The organism is Saccharothrix espanaensis DSM 44229, assembly GCF_000328705.1.
In the GTDB taxonomy this organism is placed as follows: domain Bacteria; phylum Actinomycetota; class Actinomycetes; order Mycobacteriales; family Pseudonocardiaceae; genus Actinosynnema; species Actinosynnema espanaense.
This window is the reverse complement of record NC_019673.1, coordinates 9,277,143-9,294,711: the sequence shown is the minus strand read 5'-3', so window position 1 is coordinate 9,294,711 and position 17,569 is coordinate 9,277,143. Positions and strand designations below refer to the sequence as shown.

12 protein-coding genes are annotated in these 17,569 nt (G+C 74.2%); 5 read left to right on the top strand and 7 right to left on the bottom strand.

What is annotated here, in order from left to right:
* Window positions 1-28 precede the first annotated feature (28 nt).
* From BN6_RS41100 to BN6_RS41090, 3 genes are all read left to right on the top strand, one after another.
* On the top strand, window positions 29-2,203 hold the full coding sequence (locus BN6_RS41100; RefSeq protein ID WP_015105803.1) for a translocation/assembly module TamB domain-containing protein: 2,175 nt from the start codon (window positions 29-31) through the stop codon (window positions 2,201-2,203).
* Window positions 2,204-2,432: 229 nt separating this feature from the next.
* Window positions 2,433-3,206: a hypothetical protein gene (locus BN6_RS41095; RefSeq protein ID WP_148303192.1), complete on the top strand. Its 774-nt coding sequence runs from the start codon at window positions 2,433-2,435 to the stop codon at window positions 3,204-3,206.
* A 250-nt stretch (window positions 3,207-3,456) separates the two neighbouring features.
* Window positions 3,457-7,281: a hypothetical protein gene (locus tag BN6_RS41090; RefSeq protein WP_041315743.1), complete on the top strand. Its 3,825-nt coding sequence runs from the start codon at window positions 3,457-3,459 to the stop codon at window positions 7,279-7,281.
* A 126-nt stretch (window positions 7,282-7,407) separates the two neighbouring features.
* On the opposite strand, the gene BN6_RS41085 is transcribed toward BN6_RS41090, so the two are convergent.
* The 3 genes from BN6_RS41085 to BN6_RS41075 all read right to left on the bottom strand — a co-directional run bounded on the left by BN6_RS41085 (window position 7,408) and on the right by BN6_RS41075 (window position 9,743).
* Window positions 7,408-8,220, bottom strand: a complete 813-nt coding sequence (locus BN6_RS41085; protein WP_041315741.1) for a sensor domain-containing diguanylate cyclase — start codon at window positions 8,218-8,220, stop codon at window positions 7,408-7,410.
* 103 nt (window positions 8,221-8,323) lie between these two features.
* Window positions 8,324-9,160: an exonuclease domain-containing protein gene (locus tag BN6_RS42830; RefSeq protein ID WP_015105799.1), complete on the bottom strand. Its 837-nt coding sequence runs from the start codon at window positions 9,158-9,160 to the stop codon at window positions 8,324-8,326.
* 25 nt (window positions 9,161-9,185) lie between these two features.
* Window positions 9,186-9,743 (bottom strand): TetR/AcrR family transcriptional regulator, encoded by a 558-nt coding sequence (locus tag BN6_RS41075; protein WP_015105798.1) that lies wholly within the window; start codon window positions 9,741-9,743, stop codon window positions 9,186-9,188.
* 156 nt (window positions 9,744-9,899) lie between these two features.
* Between BN6_RS41075 and BN6_RS41070 the strand changes: the two genes are divergently transcribed.
* Window positions 9,900-13,040 carry a BTAD domain-containing putative transcriptional regulator gene (locus BN6_RS41070; RefSeq protein WP_015105797.1) on the top strand — a complete coding sequence of 1,047 codons (3,141 nt, stop codon included), beginning with the start codon at window positions 9,900-9,902 and terminating at the stop codon, window positions 13,038-13,040.
* On the opposite strand, the gene BN6_RS41065 is transcribed toward BN6_RS41070, so the two are convergent.
* The 3 genes from BN6_RS41065 to BN6_RS41055 form a co-directional block, all read right to left on the bottom strand.
* Window positions 13,024-13,785, bottom strand: a complete 762-nt coding sequence (locus BN6_RS41065) for an ABC transporter permease (protein WP_015105796.1) — start codon at window positions 13,783-13,785, stop codon at window positions 13,024-13,026. The two genes, BN6_RS41070 and BN6_RS41065, sit on opposite strands and share 17 nt — an antisense overlap.
* Window positions 13,782-14,726: a daunorubicin resistance protein DrrA family ABC transporter ATP-binding protein gene (locus BN6_RS41060; RefSeq protein ID WP_041315739.1), complete on the bottom strand. Its 945-nt coding sequence runs from the start codon at window positions 14,724-14,726 to the stop codon at window positions 13,782-13,784. Before BN6_RS41060 ends, BN6_RS41065 begins: the two co-directional genes overlap by 4 nt.
* Window positions 14,727-14,816: 90 nt before the next feature.
* Complete coding sequence (locus BN6_RS41055) at window positions 14,817-16,037, bottom strand: cytochrome P450 (protein WP_041315738.1); 1,221 nt, start codon at window positions 16,035-16,037, stop codon at window positions 14,817-14,819.
* A gap of 162 nt (window positions 16,038-16,199) precedes the next feature.
* Here BN6_RS41055 and BN6_RS41050 point away from each other — a divergent pair, with 162 nt between their 5' ends.
* Window positions 16,200-17,057 (top strand): GNAT family N-acetyltransferase, encoded by an 858-nt coding sequence (locus BN6_RS41050; RefSeq protein ID WP_015105793.1) that lies wholly within the window; start codon window positions 16,200-16,202, stop codon window positions 17,055-17,057.
* Here BN6_RS41050 and BN6_RS41045 read toward each other — a convergent pair.
* Entirely contained in the window at window positions 17,035-17,520 is a 486-nt protein-coding gene (locus tag BN6_RS41045) for a DUF488 domain-containing protein (RefSeq protein ID WP_015105792.1), read from the bottom strand. The two genes, BN6_RS41050 and BN6_RS41045, sit on opposite strands and share 23 nt — an antisense overlap.
* Window positions 17,521-17,569: the final 49 nt, after the last annotated feature.

Here is a 17,569-nt window from a genome sequence, read left to right as displayed (position 1 = left end):
GAGGTCGCCGGGATGATCGGATCGGCCGATGACCGACGCCGAGGAGTTGCTCCGCGCCGCCTTCGCGGCGGGTCGCCGGATCCGGTTCGACACCAAGGCGCCCCGGCGCGACCGGACGGTGCGCGGCGAGGTGCTCTCGGCGCTGCTGGTCGAGCGGATCCCCGGCGCGGCGCTGCGGCTGGTCGGCGCGCACGTGGTCGGCCTGTTCGCGCTGGAGGGCGTGCGGGTCGAGCACGTCGTGGACTTCCTCGACTGCACCTTCGAGCAGCCGCCGGACCTGCGGATGGCGCACCTGGTCGGGCTGCGGATGCGCGGCTGCAAGGTGCCCGGCCTGTGGGGGCGCAACCTCCGCGTCGGCAGCGACCTGGTGCTGGAGGCCGGGTTCACCAGCGACGGCGTGGTCGACCTGACCGACGCCACCGTCGACGGCACGTTCCGGCTGGCCGGCGCGGTGCTGCGGAGCAAGGGCGACCACGCGCTGCTCGCCGCGCGGATCCGGCTGTCCGGCTCGTTGCAGGCCATCGCCCTGCGCGCGGGCGGCGAGGTGCGGCTGCGCGGCGCGAACGTCGGCGGCTCGGTGCACCTGGGCGGCGCGCGGCTGGTCAACCCCGGCCAGAACGCGCTCGACGGCTCCGGCATCACCATCGCCGGCAACCTGTTCTGCGACGCCGAGGGCGGCCGGTTCACCGCCGAGGGCCGGATCCTGCTCGACGGCGCGCGGGTCGGCGGCAACGTGGTGTTCTCCGGCGCGCGGCTGCGGGCCAGCGTGGTCGACCGCCCGGTGCTGGTGATCCCGCGCGGCACCGCCGACGAGGCCGCCGCGCTGGTGGCCGACCGCATCCGGGTGGAGGGCAACGTCGAGCTGGACGACGGGTTCACCTCCAGCGGCACGGTCCGCCTGCCCAACGCCGAGATCGGCGGCTACCTCCGGCTGTCCGGCGCGGCCATCGGGCAGCAGGAGGTGGTCGAGGAGCTGGAGGCCCGCGAGATCGTGGACCGCATCCCGGTGGCGTTGCACGCCGACGGCATCCAGGTGCGCGGCGACCTCGAAGCCCGCGGTGCGGTCAACGGCGGGTTCCAGGGCGGCGGGGCGAGCGAGTCGGCGTTGCGCGCCTACGGGCAGGTGCGGCTCGTGGACGCGTATGTCAAAGGCAGCGCGAGCCTTTCCGGCGTGCAACTGCACGGGCCGGGCATCGACGTCCTGTTCGCCGACAGGCTGCGCGTGGGCGGCACCTTGTTCTTGCGCGATCTGCGCGCGAAGGGGTCGCTGCGGCTCCAGAACGCGGAGATCGGCTCCACGCTCGACTGCTCCGGGGCGTTGCTGCTGTCCCCGCGCCTGCGCGTGAACGGGACGCTGAAGCCGTCGTTGGACGCGCGGGTGGCCACGATCGGCAAGGACTTCCTGTGCAGCCACGGGTTCACCGCTGCGGGCGGCGTGCGGATCCGGTTGGCGGAGGTCGGCAAGATGGCCACGTTCACCGGGGCGCGGTTGGGCGGTCCGAAGTCCGAGATCGCGCTGAACGCGTACGGGCTGACCGTGCAGCAACTGGTGCTGCGGCTGTCGGAGGACACCATCCCCGTCGGTCGCGTGGTGCTGCGGCGGGTGAACGCGACGGCCGTGCACGACGGTCCGGGGTTGTGGGCGGCGACCGGTGGCGTGGACGTGGAGGACTTCACGTTCAGCTCGATCTCGTCCACGCCGCCCGTGGACGTGCACACGCGGTTGCGTTGGCTGCGCGAGGTGCAGCCGGACTTCGCGCCGGGGCCTTACGAGCAGCTGGCGAACGTCTACCGCGACGGTGGTGAAGAGGAACTCGCGCAGGACGTCCAGCTGGAGAAGCAGCACCGGCGGTACTCCGAGCTGGGCCGGGCCGGGCGGGTGTGGGGCTCCCTCCAGCGCTGGACCGTGGGCTACGGCTACCGGCCGTGGCTGGCGATCGCCTGGATCATGGCGTTCTGGCTGGTGGGGGCGTTGTGGTTCGTCGGCCACGAGATGCCGAACCTGAACAAGGACGAGTCGCCCACCTGGAACCCGTGGCTGCTGTCGATGGACCTGCTGATCCCGATCGTGGACCTGGGGCAGGACGGCAAGTGGAAGTTCAGCGGGGCGTCGCAGTGGTTGGCCAGTGCGCTGATCGCGGTCGGCTGGATCCTCGCCTCGACGGCGGCGGCGGGCGCGGCCCGGGTGCTGAAGCGGGTCTGACCAGTGGTGAACACGCAGGGTTAAGCCCGACAACACGCTGTGTCGATCACACGATCCGGGGAACCCGCCGGCGAAGGGGTGCGAGCCGCCCTCGCCTGCCGGCACGCTCGACGGCGTCGGCTTGATCGTCTTCGATCGACATGATCGTTTCGATCCACCGTGCCGACACACCCATGGCGTTCAGGTGGAGGTACCAGTGTTGTCGTCGGCCGGTCGAGCGGAGTCGGGGGTGCGTCGCGTCAAGCGGCTGCTCACCCGTGCGCTGCTCGTCGCCGGCGGCACGCTGGCTGGCACTGCCGCCGCGTGGGCGCTGTCCACCGCACCGGCCTCCGCACAGGTGGCCGATCCCGACGACGTGGTCGCCGCCGTCACGCAGGTCGTGGCGGACCGACCAGTACCCGAGGTCCTCGCACCGGTCGGCGAGATCGTGCAGGGCCTCGACGCCTCGGTGCTCGCCCAACGGGCGACCGAGGCCGCACCACCCGACCTGGTCGACGTCGCGGACGGTCTCCGCGGCACCTTCGACCAGGTGGGCGTCCGGTTCGAGCCGAACCTGCCCGCGCTGAGCGCGCCGGTCCGCACCGGAGCCCCCGTGGGCCTCCCGGTCGAGACCGAGAGCCGGCGCGTCGAGACCGCCCCCGCCGCCACCGCCGTGCCGATCTCCGTCGGCACCCCGGTGGTGCGGGGGCCGTTCGAGAAGTTCAGCGAGACCTGGGCGTCGACGCCGGTGCAGCCGCTCGACGTGCTGCCCGACGAATCGCAGGACCACTCCCAGCCGGGAGTCCCCGCCGGACCGCCGTTCGTCCCGTTCGCGCCGCCACTTGGGGTGCCGGCGCAGTGTTCGTGCGTCGGCGACGGTTCCGGCTCCGCAGGTGGCAACAGCGGCCCGTTCACGGCCGAGTCCGCCACCACCACCGATTCCGCTGTGGCTCGGGCACTGCTGCCCGCCACCGAGCGGAACACCGTGATGCCCGGCAAGTCGCCCGGCATCACCCCTGACTGATTTCCGCGCGCGGTCCGCGACGGCTCTCCAGCCGTCCCGGTAGTCGACCGTCGCGCGTTCTCGCGCACCGCTGAAGCACCGGTCGACCAGCCGCGCCACCACCCCCCCAGATCCGGGTGGTCGCCTCCTGACGCGGTGTCCGCGTCCGACCACCCTTCACCTCCCGCAAGGGACATTGGCAGAAGGAGAACCCATGCAAACCTGGGCCAAGCGCGGTATCCAATCCGCACTTGTCACGGGTGGTTTGCTGATGCTCGGTACGGGCATCGCTTCAGCCCAGGAGAACGTCAACCCCGATGCTCCGCCGCCGCCGCTGGACGCGCTGCTCCAGATGCCGCTGAAGGTCGACGACACCAACCTGGGCACGCCGACCGGCACTCGTGCGCCGGAGATCGACCGGGAGATCGGTGCCCGGAGCACCACCTTCGCGCCGACCAACCCCCTGGTCCGCGACACGCAGCACCGGATGAACTCGCTCGACACCACGCCGCTGACCCGCGGCCACCAGGTCGGCGCCGACGTCGCCCCGCCCGCCCGGCTCTGCTCCGGCGCGTTCACGCCCGGTGGCGACGCCGCGGCGACCGGCACGTGCGACCAGACCACCAAGAGCACTTCCGCGGTCACCACGTCCGGTTCGTTCGCGGGCCGTGAGGTCACCGGGCCCGAACTGGGCCAGTTCGACGTTCCGCACACCGGTGCCGCGGTCCCGGGTGGCGCCGTCGAGGAGACCATCGCGAAGCTGCGCGCCCTGACCGGCGGCGTCGCGCTCCCCGGCCAGGGCGCGCTGCCGATCAACGGCGTCCCGGCCGGTCAGCGGTCGCTGCCCGGCGCGTCCGGCTCGCTGCCCGGCAACGTCGCCGGCCTCCCGCTGACCCAGAAGCCCGCCATCCCGGACACCCCCGCCCCGACCGTCGGCGACGCGCAGACCGCGCCCGAGGCGGGCGACGCCACCCCGGCGGAGGACGCCAAGCCCGCCGCCGGCGCGGACCAGCCCACCCCGACCACGACCGGGACCACCCCGGCCGCGGGTGACGCGCTGACCATCGACAAGCCGACCGCGCCCGGCGACCCGGCCGCCCTCCCGGTGGACCTGCCGGTCACCGGCGGACTCCCCGGCCTCCCGGGCACGCCGAAGGGCCGTTCGCTCGACGCCCTGCCCGGCACCGGCTCGCTGCCCGGCACCGGTTCCCTGCCCGGCACCGGTTCCCTGCCCGACACGGGCTCGCTGCCCGGCACCGGCTCGCTACCCGGAACGGGCTCCCTGCCCGACACGGGCTCCTTGCTCGGCACGGGCTCCTTGCTCGGCACGGACTCCCTGCCCGGCACCGGTTCCCTGCCGGGCACCGAGTCGGTGACCGGTGCCGATCTCCTGCCCCGCACCGACTCGGTGACCGGTTCGGCGACCTTGGCCGAGACCGAGTCGATCACCGGCACGGACGCCGCGGCCGCCGCCGAGTCGGTGACCCGCACCGATCCGTGGGCCGAAGCCGAGTCGGTGACCGGCACGGACGTCCTCGGCGAGGCCCAGGCGCTGGCCGCCACCGACCCGTGGGCCCAGGCCGAGTCGCTGGCCGCCACCGACCCCTGGCCGCAGGCCGAGTCGGTGACCGGGGTCGGCCCCCACCTGGTGTCCGGACACAACGTGAACCTCCCCGACGCGGGTGTGGTCGACGTGTGCGACCACGGCATCGCCGCCGCCCACGCCCCCCTGGGCTGCGGGCACGACGGGAACCCCCTCCCCAGCGGCCGCGGTGCCAACCGCGGCGGCTCCACCGAGGACCGAGGAGCCTCGGCCAGCAACGTCGACCGGTCCCAGGTGCGCAAGTCCACCGCGGACTACGGCGACGAGGTCCGCGCCGAGATCGCCGCGTCCAAGAACACCTCAGAGGACAAGGTGATCACAACCGGCGGTCCCACCACACGGGACGACTACCGCAAGGCCCCGCGCAACGCGGTCCTCGCGCCCACCGCGCGCGGCCGCCAGGCACCCACCGGGCCGTTCGGCCAGGTCGGGGCGCCCAGCGCGGTCGGCTCGGTGGTGGGCGACATCTTCGAGGTCGCGACCACCACTCCGGGCCAGACCTCCGGCGAGACCGCCGCCCTGCTCGGCGGCGGCGTGTCGGACGTGACCGGCGGGTTCGTCCCGCAGGCAGGCGTCCCCGCACCCGGCGGTCCGGACGCGTTCGCGCGCAGCCTGGTCGCGCCGCCCGAGGCACCCGCCGCCGCCGGCGGCACGGGCGGTCGGACCGAGACCGCCACCGACGTCGTGGACAGCCAGTCCCGGTCCGTGGCCGGCGGCACGACCATCACCAACACCACCGGCGAGCGCGGCCTGGCGACCCCCGGCGCGCTCGGTGCCGTCCCGCTCCAGTCGGTCACCGACGTGGTGCCCGGCACTCCCGACCTGCTGCCCGACGCGGAGACGACCAGCGTGCTGGCCACGGTGCCCGACCAGTTCCAGCCGGCCGCGCTGGACGAGGCGTCGACCGCCGACGCCACCGGGACCGCCGCCGACCTCGTCGAGAAGAGCCCGGTCGCCGTGCCGGACCCGGCGAACCTGCCGACGATCCACGACGTGCCGCCGGCCGTGGTGGACAGCGCGACCGCCGCGGCGCTCGACCACGTGGCGCGGCTGACCGGCGACGAGGCCGCCGAGGAGGCCGCCCGCGCTGCCGAGGTCCTGGGCATCGACCTGCCCAAGAGCATCGACAGCCTGATGGAGTCGACCGATGTGCCGACCTTGAGCAGCCTGGACACCCTGCGCTCGTACGGGAGCCTGGACCGGCTGTCCGACCTGGGCGTCGGCCGCGGGCCGGTGGACCCGGCCGGCCTGCTCGACCCGGCCGCACTGGCCAACCCGGCGGCCCTGGCCGACCCGGCGGCGCTGGGCGACACCCTGGTGCTGCCCCGGCTGGACGAGCTGGGCCTGCCCACGTCCGGCCTGCCGTCGCTCGGCCTGCCGTCGGCGGTGCCCGAGCCGCGCGGCGCGCTGCCGCAGCTCCCCGGTCTCGGCAACGTCGGCGGCGTGCTCGACCAGGGGTCGCTGACCGACACCGTCCAGCTGCCGAAGCTGCCGGTCGACCTGCCGCTGAACCAGCTCCCGCTCAACCAGCTGCCGCTCAACCAGCTGCCCGACCCGACCCGGTTCGACTCGCTGCCCGCGACCGGGTTCTCCACGCCCGAGGACGTGACCACCGAGTTCGCGGTGCCCGCGTTCGCGAAGCCCGCGCCGCCGGCAGTCCCGGCCGTCCCGGGTGTGCCGGACGTGACCAGGCTCGGCGTGCCCGACGTGTCCTCGGTGGTGGACGTGCGGGGTGTGCGGCGGGTGACCAACACCGTCAACCAGCAGTTGGCCGCCGTGCAGGGGCCGGAGGGCCTGGGGCGCGTGCAGGCCGGCGTGAACCACCTGCGGGGCCAGGAAGGTCTCGGCCGCTTGGACGCCACGCCGTACCTCGACTACGCCCGCGGCCCCGAAGGTCTCGGCCGCGTCCAGGGACTCGGCCGGGTGCAGGCGGAGGCTCTCAAGCGAGCCGACGAGGGCTTGGCGCGGGCGCAGGGCCCGGAGGGCATCAAGCGCCTGGACCGCCTTGAGCGCGCGGGTGCCCGTGAGTTCGTCAACGGCATGGCCGACCGGTTGTTCCACACCGCCGCGACCGCCGAGCTGCCGCAGTTGAAGCGCGGCGTGCCGGTTCCGTCGCTGGTCGAGGAGCGCTCGTTCTCCGGCACGCTGCCGCTGGTCAACGACGCCGCCGGGCTCGCGGGCCTGCCCAGCCTCCCGCTGCCCGGTTCGCGCGGGCAGCGCCGCCTGCCCACGCCGCAGCTCGGCGCGCCGGCCGGTCTGCCGATCGTGCTGCCGCTGCCCGGTTTCGCCCAGCCGCGCCAGATCACCCCGGACCTGCCCCCGCTGTCGGTAACCAAGCCGCAGTTCAACCGGGTGAGCGGGGTCGGCGTGCCGAACCCGCTGGCCCCCGAGCGGACGGCGCCGGACCGCGCCTACGCCCCGGCGCTGGCCGGGCTGGACGCGCAGGCCGCGTTCGACATGCTGGAGGACACGGCGATCCTGCCGCGCTTCTGACCGACCCGCTTCACCCGACGACCGAGCCCCTGGCGCACTCCGGCGCCAGGGGCTCGGCCCTGTTTGGGACCAGTGCCGGGGCTCGGGTCTGTTCGGATCGGCCCACGGGGCCGGTGGTGGTCGGGATCAGTGCCGGAGGCGTTCCTCGACGTGGGTGACGACGGCGTGGGTGGGCGCGTCGCCGTCGCTGGTCACCCAGCACACCCGGACGCCGGGCCGGACCCGCCGCCCGGCGACCCGCACCGCCCGCCCGGCCAGCTCGCGCGCCCTGGCCGCGACCGCTTCGCCGCTGCCGTTCGGGTGCTCGGCGACCACCGCGAACTCGTCCCCGCCGAACCGGGCCACGGTGTAGTCGTCGCGCAGGCCCTCCCGCAGCCGGCCCGCGATCACCGACAGGACCTCGTCACCGCGCTGGAAGCCGTGCTCCCGGTTCACCGCCGCGAGCCGGCAGACGTCGACCAGCACCAGCGACGCCAGGGTGCCGTGGGTCCGGGCCCTGGTCAGCGCCTGGTCCAGCCGGTCGAGCAGCAGCGCCCGGCCGGGCAGCCCGGTCAGCGCGTCGAGCATCCGGGCCGAGTGCGGCACGTCCGCCTGCACCGGCCGCAGCACCACCAGGACCTGGCCGCGCAGTTCCAGCGGCTGGTACTCGGCCCACACCCGGGCGTGCGGCAGCACCACCGGGATGACCAGCGGGGCTCCGGTGCGCAGCACCTGCCCGGCCAGGTCGGCGCACGACGGCAGCGGCGCGCCGGAGGTGTCCCAGGCTTCGGTCCGGCGGGAACCGGGCAGGGCGGCGCACGGCACGCCCATCATCGAGCCCGCGGCCCGGTTGCCCGCGAGCACCGCGCCGGTGTCGTCCAGCAGCAGCACCCCGAACGGGAGCCCGGAGACGAGTTCGTCCCACACGGCACGGGAAGTCGTGGTCTGCACGGTGCTCATAGGACTCGTGCCTTCCGCCGGCTGGAGGCTGTTCGTCAAGAGCCTCCCCGCAGGTCGCGGCGTTTTCAATAGCGCCGATACCACTCGGTCCGGTGATCTTTGCTCAGCCGTGTAACGAAACCACCATCGACTGGAAGTGATCTTCCGTCACGATCGGCACCCGGTAGGCCCGCGCGCGCCGGGCCTTGCCCGACAGCGTGAACGGGTCGGCCGCCACCAGCACCCGGGTCGCCCGGGTGACGTAGCCCTGGCTGACCAGACCGGCGGCGTGCGCGCGGGAGATCCACACGTCGCGGGGCTCGGCCATCTGCCCGGTGAACACCACCAGGTCGCCCTGGCCCAGCGGGACGTCCGCGACGGCCCGCACGACGGTCGCGTGCCCGCGGCGGACCTCGGCCACGTCGTCGCCGGGCAGCCGGGGCCACGGCACGGTCGGCGCGGCCGGCACCCCGTCGCGCAGGTAGTGCGCGAGCAGCCGCCCGGTGGCGCGCGCGTCGTGCAGGGCGGAGTGCGCGTCCTCCAGGACGATCCCCGCCGCGTCGCAGCACGCCTGCAACGAGCGCTTCGCGCCCGGTAGGAAGCGGGGTGCGAGCCGCATCGTGCACAGGCCGTCCACGGCCAGGTCGACGCCCAGCCGGCCGAACTCGGCGGCCAGGAACCGGGCGTCGAACGCCAGGTTGTGCGCCACCAGCACCCGGTCGGCGAGCAGCCGGGCCAGCGTCCCGGCGACCTGTGCGAACGTCGGCGCGTCCCACACGTCGGCGGCGCTGATCCGGTGGACGTGCTGCGGCCCCAGGTCGCGGCCGGGGTTCAGCAGCGTGCACCACTCGCCGGCGGGCCGGCCGAGGTCGTCCAGCAGCACGACCGCGATCTCCACGACCCGGTCCGACCGCCCTGCCGCGAACCCGGTCGTCTCGACGTCGACGACGGCGTATCCCATGATCGACAGAGCTTATCGATCACGCTCACCCGCGCAGCGCCCGGAGCGTGAGGTCCACGACCGTGTCGGAGAACGTCCCGGTCAACGGCCCGGTGCGCAGCAGCCACCGGTGGTACACCGGCCCCAGCAGCAGTTCGACGGCGGCCGGCACGTCCACGTCGCCGCGGATCTCGCCGGCCCGCTGCGCGGTGGCCAGGCGCTGCTCCATGACCACCCGCCGGGGGGTGAGCAGGAGCGTGACGAGGTCGGTGCGGGCCTCGTGCACCAGGACCCGGCACACCTGGTCGAACCGCCGCTCGACCAGTTCGCCGATGGCGTCGCGCAGTTCGGCCTTGAGGTCGTCGCCCAGGTCGCCCCACGGCCGCACCGCCCGTCCCACCGCGCTGAGCTCCACGAACGCGTCGAACAGCAGCGGTCCCTTGGACGGCCACCACCGGTAGATGGTCTGCTTGCCGACCCCGGCTCGGGCGGCCACCGCCTCGATGGTCAGCTTCGCGTAGCCCACGGTCTCGACCAGCTCCAGGGCGGCGGCGAGGATGGCCCGCCTCGAACGGTCGCTCCGCCGCGCCGCGTCGGGTGCCATCCCTTGATCGTATGCGCGGTTTTGCGGACGTTCACATCTCTTGCGGCGAGGCATTCGGGTACGCGGGCGCTGCCCGACCGCGCCGGACCGCGCGGTTTCGGCACCTGGCCGGGCCGTCCCCCGGCTGCCCCGACCGCCCAGGGCAGAATCGACCGGGTGCAGATCGGGATGCTCGGCCCTTTCGAGGTCCACGCGGACGACGGCGCCCCGGCGGGGGTGCCGGGCGCCCGGTTGCGCGCGCTGCTGATCGCCCTCGCGCTCGACCCCGGCCGGGTCGTCCCGAAGGCGACGCTGATCGACTGGATCTGGGGCGAGCACCCCCCGACGGACGCGGCCAACGCCCTGCAACGGTTGGCGTCCCGGTTGCGCCGGGTGCTGCCGGCCGGGGTGGTCGACGGGCAGGCGGGCGGCTACCGGCTGGTGGTGGCGCCCGACGCCGTCGACGCGGTGCGGTTCGAGCGGCTGGTCGGGCAGGCCCGCGCCGCCGAGCGGCCCCAGCGGGCGGAGCTGCTGCGGGCGGCCCTCGGCCTGTGGCGCGGCGCGGCCATGCAGGACGTCGGCCTGGCCGACAGCGAGGCGTTCGACGCGGCGGTTACCCGGCTCGAAGGGCTGCGGCTGGCCGCGCTGGAGGACCGGTTCGAGGCGGAGGTCCAGCTCGGCCGCGGCGCGGAGGTGGTCGCCGAGCTGACCGCGCTGGTGGCCGCGCACCCGGTGCGGGAGCGGTTGGTCGCCGCGCTGATGCGCGCCCTGGGCGCGGCCGGCCGCAGCACCGAGGCGCTGGAGGTCTACCAGCGCGCCCGGGAAGCCCTGGCCGACGCGCTGGGCGTGGACCCGTCGCCGGAGCTGTCCGCGCTGCACGTCGCGCTGCTGCGCGGCGAGGTGGGCCGCAGGGAGGAGGGGCGGCGGACCAACCTGCGCGCCGAGCTGACCAGCTTCGTCGGCAAGGACGCCGACCTCGTCGCCGTGCGCGACCTGGTCACCGGGCACCGGCTGACCACCCTGGTCGGGCCGGGTGGCTCGGGCAAGACCCGGCTGGCGTCGGAAACCGCGCGGACCGCGGTCGACGCGCTGCCGGACGGCGCGTGGCTGGTGGAGCTGGCCCCGCTCGGGGTGGGCAGCGACGTGGCGCAGGCGACGCTCGCCGTGCTCGGCCTGCGGGACGGGCTGCTCGGCGCGGTGTCGGACGCCGAGCCGGTCGAGCGGGTCGTCGCGGCGCTGCGCGACCGGGAGGTGCTGCTGATCCTGGACAACTGCGAGCACGTGGTGGAGGCGGCGGCCGAGTTCGCCCACCGGGTGCTCGGGGAGTGCCGCCGGGTGCGGATCCTGGCCACCAGCCGGGAGCCGCTGGGCATCACCGGCGAGGCGTTGTGGCTGGTCGAGCCGCTGGCGCTGCCGCCGGTGGACGCGTCTGCGGACGAGGTCGAATCGTCGCCCGCCGTGCGGCTGCTGCGGGACCGGGCCGCCGCTGTGCGCAAGGATTTGGTGGTCGACGCGCCCATGCTCGCGACGATGGCCCGCCTGTGCCGGGCGCTGGACGGGATGCCGCTGGCGATCGAGCTGGCCGCGGCCCGGCTGCGCACCATGTCGCCCGAGCAGCTCGCCACCCGCCTGGACGACCGGTTCCGGCTGCTGACCGGCGGCAGCCGCACCGCGCTGCCCCGGCACCGGACGCTGCGCGCGGTGATCGACTGGAGCTGGGAGCTGCTCAACCAGGCCGAGCGGACCGTCCTGCGCCGGCTCGCGGTGTTCTCCGGCGGGGCGAGCCTGGAAGCGGCCGAGCGGGTCTGCGCGGGCGCGGCGGTCGAGGCGTGGCAGGTGTTGGAACTGCTGACCGCGCTGACCGAGAAGTCGCTGGTGGTCACCGTCGGCGAGGGCGCCCCGCGCTACCGGATGCTGGGCACGATCAAGGAGTACGCCGGGGACCGGCTCGCCGAGGCGGGCGAGTCGGAGTCGGCGCGCCTCGCGCACCTGGAGCACTTCACCGCCCTGGCCGAGGCCGCCGAGCCGCACCTGCTGCGCGCCGAGCAGCTGGAGTGGCTGGGCGTGCTGGCGGTCGAGCACGACAACATCACCGCCGCGCTGCGCGGCGCGCTCGCGGCCGGGGAGGCGCAGTCGGCGATGCGGCTCGCGGCGGCGGCCGGCTGGTACTGGTGGCTGTGCGGGCGCAAGGTCGAGGGCAGCGAGCTGACCCTGGCCGCCGCCGCCCTGCCCGGCGCGGTGACCGACGACGTCCGGGCCATGGTCTACACGTTCGTCACGACGTTCCTGACCTCCGGCCGGGGCAGCGGCGAGCGCCAGGCGCAGGAGTGGATCCGCGAGGTCGCCGAGATCAGCCGGCGCGCGCCGGGCCTGCACCCGGCGGTCAGCCTGATCGTCCCGCTGGAACGCCTGCTGCGGGAGCCGGACGCGTTCCTGCCCGCGTTCGAACCGCTGCTCACCTCGCCGGACGCCTGGGTCCGCGCGGTCGCCCTGGTCCAGCTCGGCCGGATGCGGATCATGCACGGCCACGGCGGCCGGGACGCCGACGCCTACCTGGAGCGGGGCCTGGCCGAGTTCCTGGCCATCGGCGAGCGGTGGGGGATCTCGTTCGCGCTGACCGAACTGGCCAACCGGATCGCCATGCGGGGCGAGTTCGTCCGCGCGTGCGAGCTCTACGAGCAGGCGATCGGGGTCGTCACCGAGGTCGGCGCCACCGAGGACGTGGTGCGGATGCGGTCCCGGCAGGCCCAGCTGTACTGGCTGGCGGGCGACGAGGGGTCGAGCGCGACGGCGCTGGCGCAGGCGCAGCGGTCCGCGCTGCGGGTGGCCTGGCCGGAGTCGCTGTCCGAGCTGGCCCTGGCGAAGGCGGACCTGGCCCGCTGGCGGGGCGACGCCGAGCAGGCCCGCCGGCACCTCGCGACCGCCACCACCACGCTCGGGGCCGCCGCCGGGCAGCCCTACATCCGCGCGTTGACCCACGACTTCCTCGGCTACCTCGCCGAAGGGCTGGACGAGGCCCGTGACCACCGCGCCGAGGCGTACCGGGCGGCGGGCGAGGCGGGGCTGACTCCGGCGATCGGGCAGGTGCTCGTCGGGCTCGCGGACCTGGCGCTGCGCCGCGACCAGGACGAGCAGGCGGCGCGGCTGCTCGCGGCCGGCGCCGGCGTGCTCGGCCTGACCGACCACTCCCAACCGGACGCGGCCCGGATCGAGCGGGCCGTGCGCCGCCGCCTCGGTGACGAGCGGTTCACCGAGGCGACGCGGGAGGGCGGCCGGGCCGACTGGCGCGAGCTGGCCGAGGTCACGCTCGGCGGCTGAACGTCGCCCGCGCCCACACGTAGCCGACCGCGGAGATCCCGACGCACCAGGCGATCGCGGCGATCGTGTCGCCGGCGGACGGCGTGCCCGCGATGAAACCGCGCAGGCTCTCGATGATCGGCGTGAACGGCTGGTACTGCGCGAACTGCCGGACGCCGGGCCCCATCTTCTCGGCCGGCACGATCGCGCTGCTGAAGAACGGCAGCATGATCAGCGGCACGGTGGCGAACCCGGCCGACTCCACGGTCTTCGCGGCCAGGCCCAGGGCGATGGTGAGCCAGGTGACGGCGAAGATCGTCAGCAGGATGACGCCCAGGGCGGCCAGCCAGTGCAGGAACGTGCCGGCGGGGCTGAACCCCATCAGGAAGGCCACGCCGATGATCGCGGCGACGGCCACCGTCGTGCGCAGCACCGTGGCCACGACGTGGCCGGTCAGCACCGCGCCGCGGGAGACGTCCATGACCCGGAACCGGTTGATGATCCCCTTCGTCATGTCCGAGTTCACCGCCGTCGAGGTGGCGCTGAGCCCGTAGGTGATGGCCATCAGGATCAGGCCCGGTGTCGCGTAGTCGATGTAGTCGACGCCGACGCTGAACGCGTCGCCGAACACGTAGACGAACATCAGCATCAGCACGATCGGCAGCAGGATCGCGTTGAACACCGTGACCGGGTTGCGCACGGTGTGCTTGAAGTTGCGGCGGACCATGGTCGCCGAGTCGGTCCAGGGTGCCGTGGTGGTGCTCATCGTGCGATCGCCTCCGTGCTCGCGTGTCCGGTCAGGGCAAGAAAAACGTCGTCGAGGTCCGGCGTGTGCACGGAGAACTCCTCGACCTCGATCGAGTGCTCGTCCAGCCGGCCCAGCAGGGTCCGCACCGACTTCACCCCGCCGTCGCCGGGGACCCGCAGGACCAGCGCGTCGTCGTCGCGGGTGGAGCCGGCCAGCAGCCGGGCCGCCGAGCCCAGCCCGCCGGCGTCGGCGAACCGGAGCCGGACGTGGCTGCCGGGGACCTGGCGCTTGAGCTCGGCGGCGGTGCCCTGGGCCACCAGCCGGCCCTGGTCGAGCACCGCGATCCGGTCGGCGAGCTGGTCGGCCTCCTCCAGGTACTGGGTGGTGAGGAAGATCGTCATCCCGTCGGCGACCAGCCCGCGGACGATGTCCCACACGGTGCGCCGGCTGCGCGGGTCCAGCCCGGTCGTCGGCTCGTCCAGGAAGATGATCCGCGGCCGGCCGACCAGCGTCATGGCCAGGTCGAGCTTGCGGCGCATGCCGCCGGAGTAGGTCACCGCCTGCTTGCGGGCCGCCTCCACCAGGTCGAACCGCGCCAGCAGCTCGCCGACCACCCGCTTGCCGTCGCGGGCGCCCAGGTGGTGCAGGTCCGCCATCAGGCGCAGGTTCTCCTCGCCGGTGAGCAGGTCGTCCACCGACGCGAACTGGCCGGTGACCCCGATCGCCGCGCGCACCGCCCTGGTCTCGGTCTCGATGTCGTGCCCGGCGACCCGCACCACGCCGGCGTCGGCCTTCACCAGCGTGGTGAGCACGTTCACCGTCGTCGTCTTGCCCGCCCCGTTCGGGCCGAGCAGGGCGAACACCGCGCCGGCCCGGACGTCGAGGTCGATGCCGTCGAGCACGGTCTTGCCCCCGTAGGACTTCCGCAGTCCCGAAGCCACAATCGCTGAACTCGTCATGGGACCTACTCTCATCGGCTGCCCTGACACCGCCCTGCTCCGCACCTGACACGACCCCTGACACGGTGTTCCCGCTGGTAGGCGGCGGATTCAACGGGTCTCGGGCGACCAGGTGACCGGCAGTTCGTGGACGCCGTAGATGTTCATGTCGGTCCGCAGCCTCACCTCGTCGGCGGGGATGGCCAGGGCGAGCGTCGGGAAGCGGCGCAGCAGGCCCTGGAAACCGGCGCGCATCTCGATGCGGGCCAGCTGCTGGCCGAGGCACTGGTGGACGCCGTGGCCGAACGACAGGTGCCCGCGCGCCTTGCGGTGGATGTCGAGGGTGTCGGGGTCCTCGAAGCGCCGCGGGTCGCGGTTGGCCGCCAGCAGCGAGACGATGACGGTCGACCCCGCCGGGATGGTCTCGCCGCCGAGCTCGATGTCCTCCACGGCGTAGCGGTAGAAGATGTCGGCGATGGACAGGTAGCGCATGAGCTCCTCGACGGCACCGACCACCAGGTCCGGGTCGGCGCGCAGTTCGGCGGCCTGCTCGGGGTGCTCCAGGAGCGCGAAAGTGCCCAGCGACAACATGTTCGCCGTGGTCTCGTGGCCCGCGAGCAGCAGCAGGAAGGCGATGCCGGTCAGCTCGTCGGAGGAGAGGTCGTCGTTGCGGGCCAGGTCGGACAGCAGGTCGTCGCCGGGCTCGGCGCGCTTGCCGGCGACCAGGCCGGACAGGAAGGCCATCATCGCCCCGTAGGCGGCCATCTTGTCCTCCAGCGCCACGTCCTTCTCCATGAACTTGGCGGTGTTGCTCTGGAAGGTGTCGCGGTCCTCGTACGGGACGCCGAGCAGTTCGCAGATCACCAGCGACGGCACCGGCAGCGCGAACTCCTTGACGAGGTCGACCGGCGGGGTGAGGGCCGCGAGCCCGTCCAGTTGCCGCTCCACGATCTCGACGATGTGCTCTTCGAGCGCCTTCATCCGCTTGACGGTGAACGCGCCGGTGAGCATCCGCCGCAGCCGGGTGTGCTCCGGCGGGTCCATGGCGATGAACAGGCCCGGCACCTGCGGGGACGGCTCGGTGGGCGTGGGCATCCCAGGCGTCTCATAGGGCACGTGGAGGACGCCGATGTCCTGGCGGGAGCTGAACCGGGTGTCGGCCAGCAGTTGGCGCGCCTCGTCGTAGCCGGTGACGATCCAGCCCTGGTGGCCGTCGGGGAACTCCAGCGGGCTGACCGGGCGGGTCTCGCGCAGCCGGGTGATCTGGCTCGGCGGGTCGAACGGGCCGGCGTCGCGGTCGGTGGACAGGCCCTGCGCGGTGGTGTCGGTCATCGGATCGCCTTCCGTGGTGGGTGTGCCACCACGGTCGCCCCGGGGCCTGACACGCACCTGACACCAGCCGGACACCGGCGTCCGGGCCCGCTCGTTCGGGCCCGCGCGTTCGGGTGCGCGCGTTCGGGCCCGCGCGGGCGGGTGCGCCGGAGATCATGGAGCATGCGCTCGAACGACTGGCACAGCACCGAGGACGTCGAGGACTTCCACTCCCGGGCAGGCGGCTTCCTGCGCTCCCGGCCCGCCCGGCACACCATGGCGCTGACGGCAATCGAGAAGCTGCGGGCCGAGGGGGCAGGGGGCACCGCGTTCGGCCGGCTGGAGCGCGGGGGCGAGGTGCGGGCCACCTACTTCCTGCGCCCGACCGGCCGGCTGAGCGTCACCGCCCTGGCCCCGGAGCAGGCGGACACCCTCGCCGCCCACCTGGCCGAGCTGGGCCGGCCCCTGGCGGGTGTCACCGCCGAGGAGGACACGGCCACCGCGTTCACCGAAGCGTGGCAACGGCACACGGGCGCCACGCACGTGCCCACCCTGCGGGTCCGCCTCTACCGCCTGGGCACGCTCACCCCGCCGGAACCCGTGCCGTCGGGCCGGGGACGCGTCGCGGACGGGTCGGACCGCGAGCAGGTCATCCGCTGGTGCGCCGACTTCTGCGCCGCCGTCGGCGAGGACCCGTCCCCGGACGCCGCCGCCTGGGCCGCCTCGCGCTTCGGCGACAAGCACTACACGTTCTGGGAGGACCCGGACGGCACTCCGGTCTCGTTCGCGGGCTGGACGTCGATGGTCGCCGGCATGGTCCGCGTCGACCCCGTCCACACCCCGGCGCACCTGCGCGGACGCGGCTACGGGGCGGCCGTCACGGTCGAGGTGGGCCGGGCCGCGCTGGACGCGGGCGCGACGGACGTGGTCCTGTTCGCGGACCCGGCCAACGCCACCAGCAACGCCCTCTACCAGCGGCTGGGCTACGTCCGGGTCACCGACGTCATCGGCTGCGACGTCAGTCCGGGAGCAGCGCGGTGACCGACGTGCCGTGCCGGTCGCGCAGGCGGCCGGCCACCAGCGAGCGGTGGCACGCCCGCGGGTCGCGCTCGACGCAGAGCAGGGCGGTCACCGAGTCCAGCGGCAGGTCCGCCACGAGCGCGTCGAGGTCGAACGGTTCGAGGACCTCCCGGGTGTAGCGCCCGGTGTACTCGGCCGCGAGCGTGACGCGGTTGCGCTTGCCGACGCCCTGCCGGTCGTCCTCGCGGTACTGGAGCGCACGCAGTTCGGTCGTTGGTGCCAGGCCCTTCACGTGCCGGTAGCCGACGTCCGTCGCGTCCAGCAGGTCCTGCAACCGCGCGGAGTTCGCCCACGAGTAGTCGGGGCCCCGGACGCCGCGACGTTGCCGGAGGTCGAGCAGCAGCCCCACGCCGCCGCCGGTGAGCTTCTCGACGAAGGTCGCGGCGGTGAAGCCGTAGACGCCGATCGTCGCGATGCGCCTCATCGCAGTTCCCTCCCGGCCCAGCGGTGGGCGCGGTCGCGCCCACCGCCGC

Coding starts and splice junctions, on each gene's coding strand:
- BN6_RS41085 (WP_041315741.1), bottom strand. CDS start 8,220: ATGAGCACCGTGCAGACCACGACTTCCCGTGCCGTGTGGGACGAACTC.
- BN6_RS41060 (WP_041315739.1), bottom strand. CDS start 14,726: ATGACGAGTTCAGCGATTGTGGCTTCGGGACTGCGGAAGTCCTACGGG.
- BN6_RS41075 (WP_015105798.1), bottom strand. CDS start 9,743: ATGGCACCCGACGCGGCGCGGCGGAGCGACCGTTCGAGGCGGGCCATC.
- BN6_RS42830 (WP_015105799.1), bottom strand. CDS start 9,160: ATGGGATACGCCGTCGTCGACGTCGAGACGACCGGGTTCGCGGCAGGG.
- BN6_RS41055 (WP_041315738.1), bottom strand. CDS start 16,037: ATGACCGACACCACCGCGCAGGGCCTGTCCACCGACCGCGACGCCGGC.
- BN6_RS41090 (WP_041315743.1), top strand. CDS start 3,457: ATGCTCGGTACGGGCATCGCTTCAGCCCAGGAGAACGTCAACCCCGAT.
- BN6_RS41065 (WP_015105796.1), bottom strand. CDS start 13,785: ATGAGCACCACCACGGCACCCTGGACCGACTCGGCGACCATGGTCCGC.
- BN6_RS41050 (WP_015105793.1), top strand. CDS start 16,200: ATGCGCTCGAACGACTGGCACAGCACCGAGGACGTCGAGGACTTCCAC.
- BN6_RS41100 (WP_015105803.1), top strand. CDS start 29: ATGACCGACGCCGAGGAGTTGCTCCGCGCCGCCTTCGCGGCGGGTCGC.
- BN6_RS41045 (WP_015105792.1), bottom strand. CDS start 17,520: ATGAGGCGCATCGCGACGATCGGCGTCTACGGCTTCACCGCCGCGACC.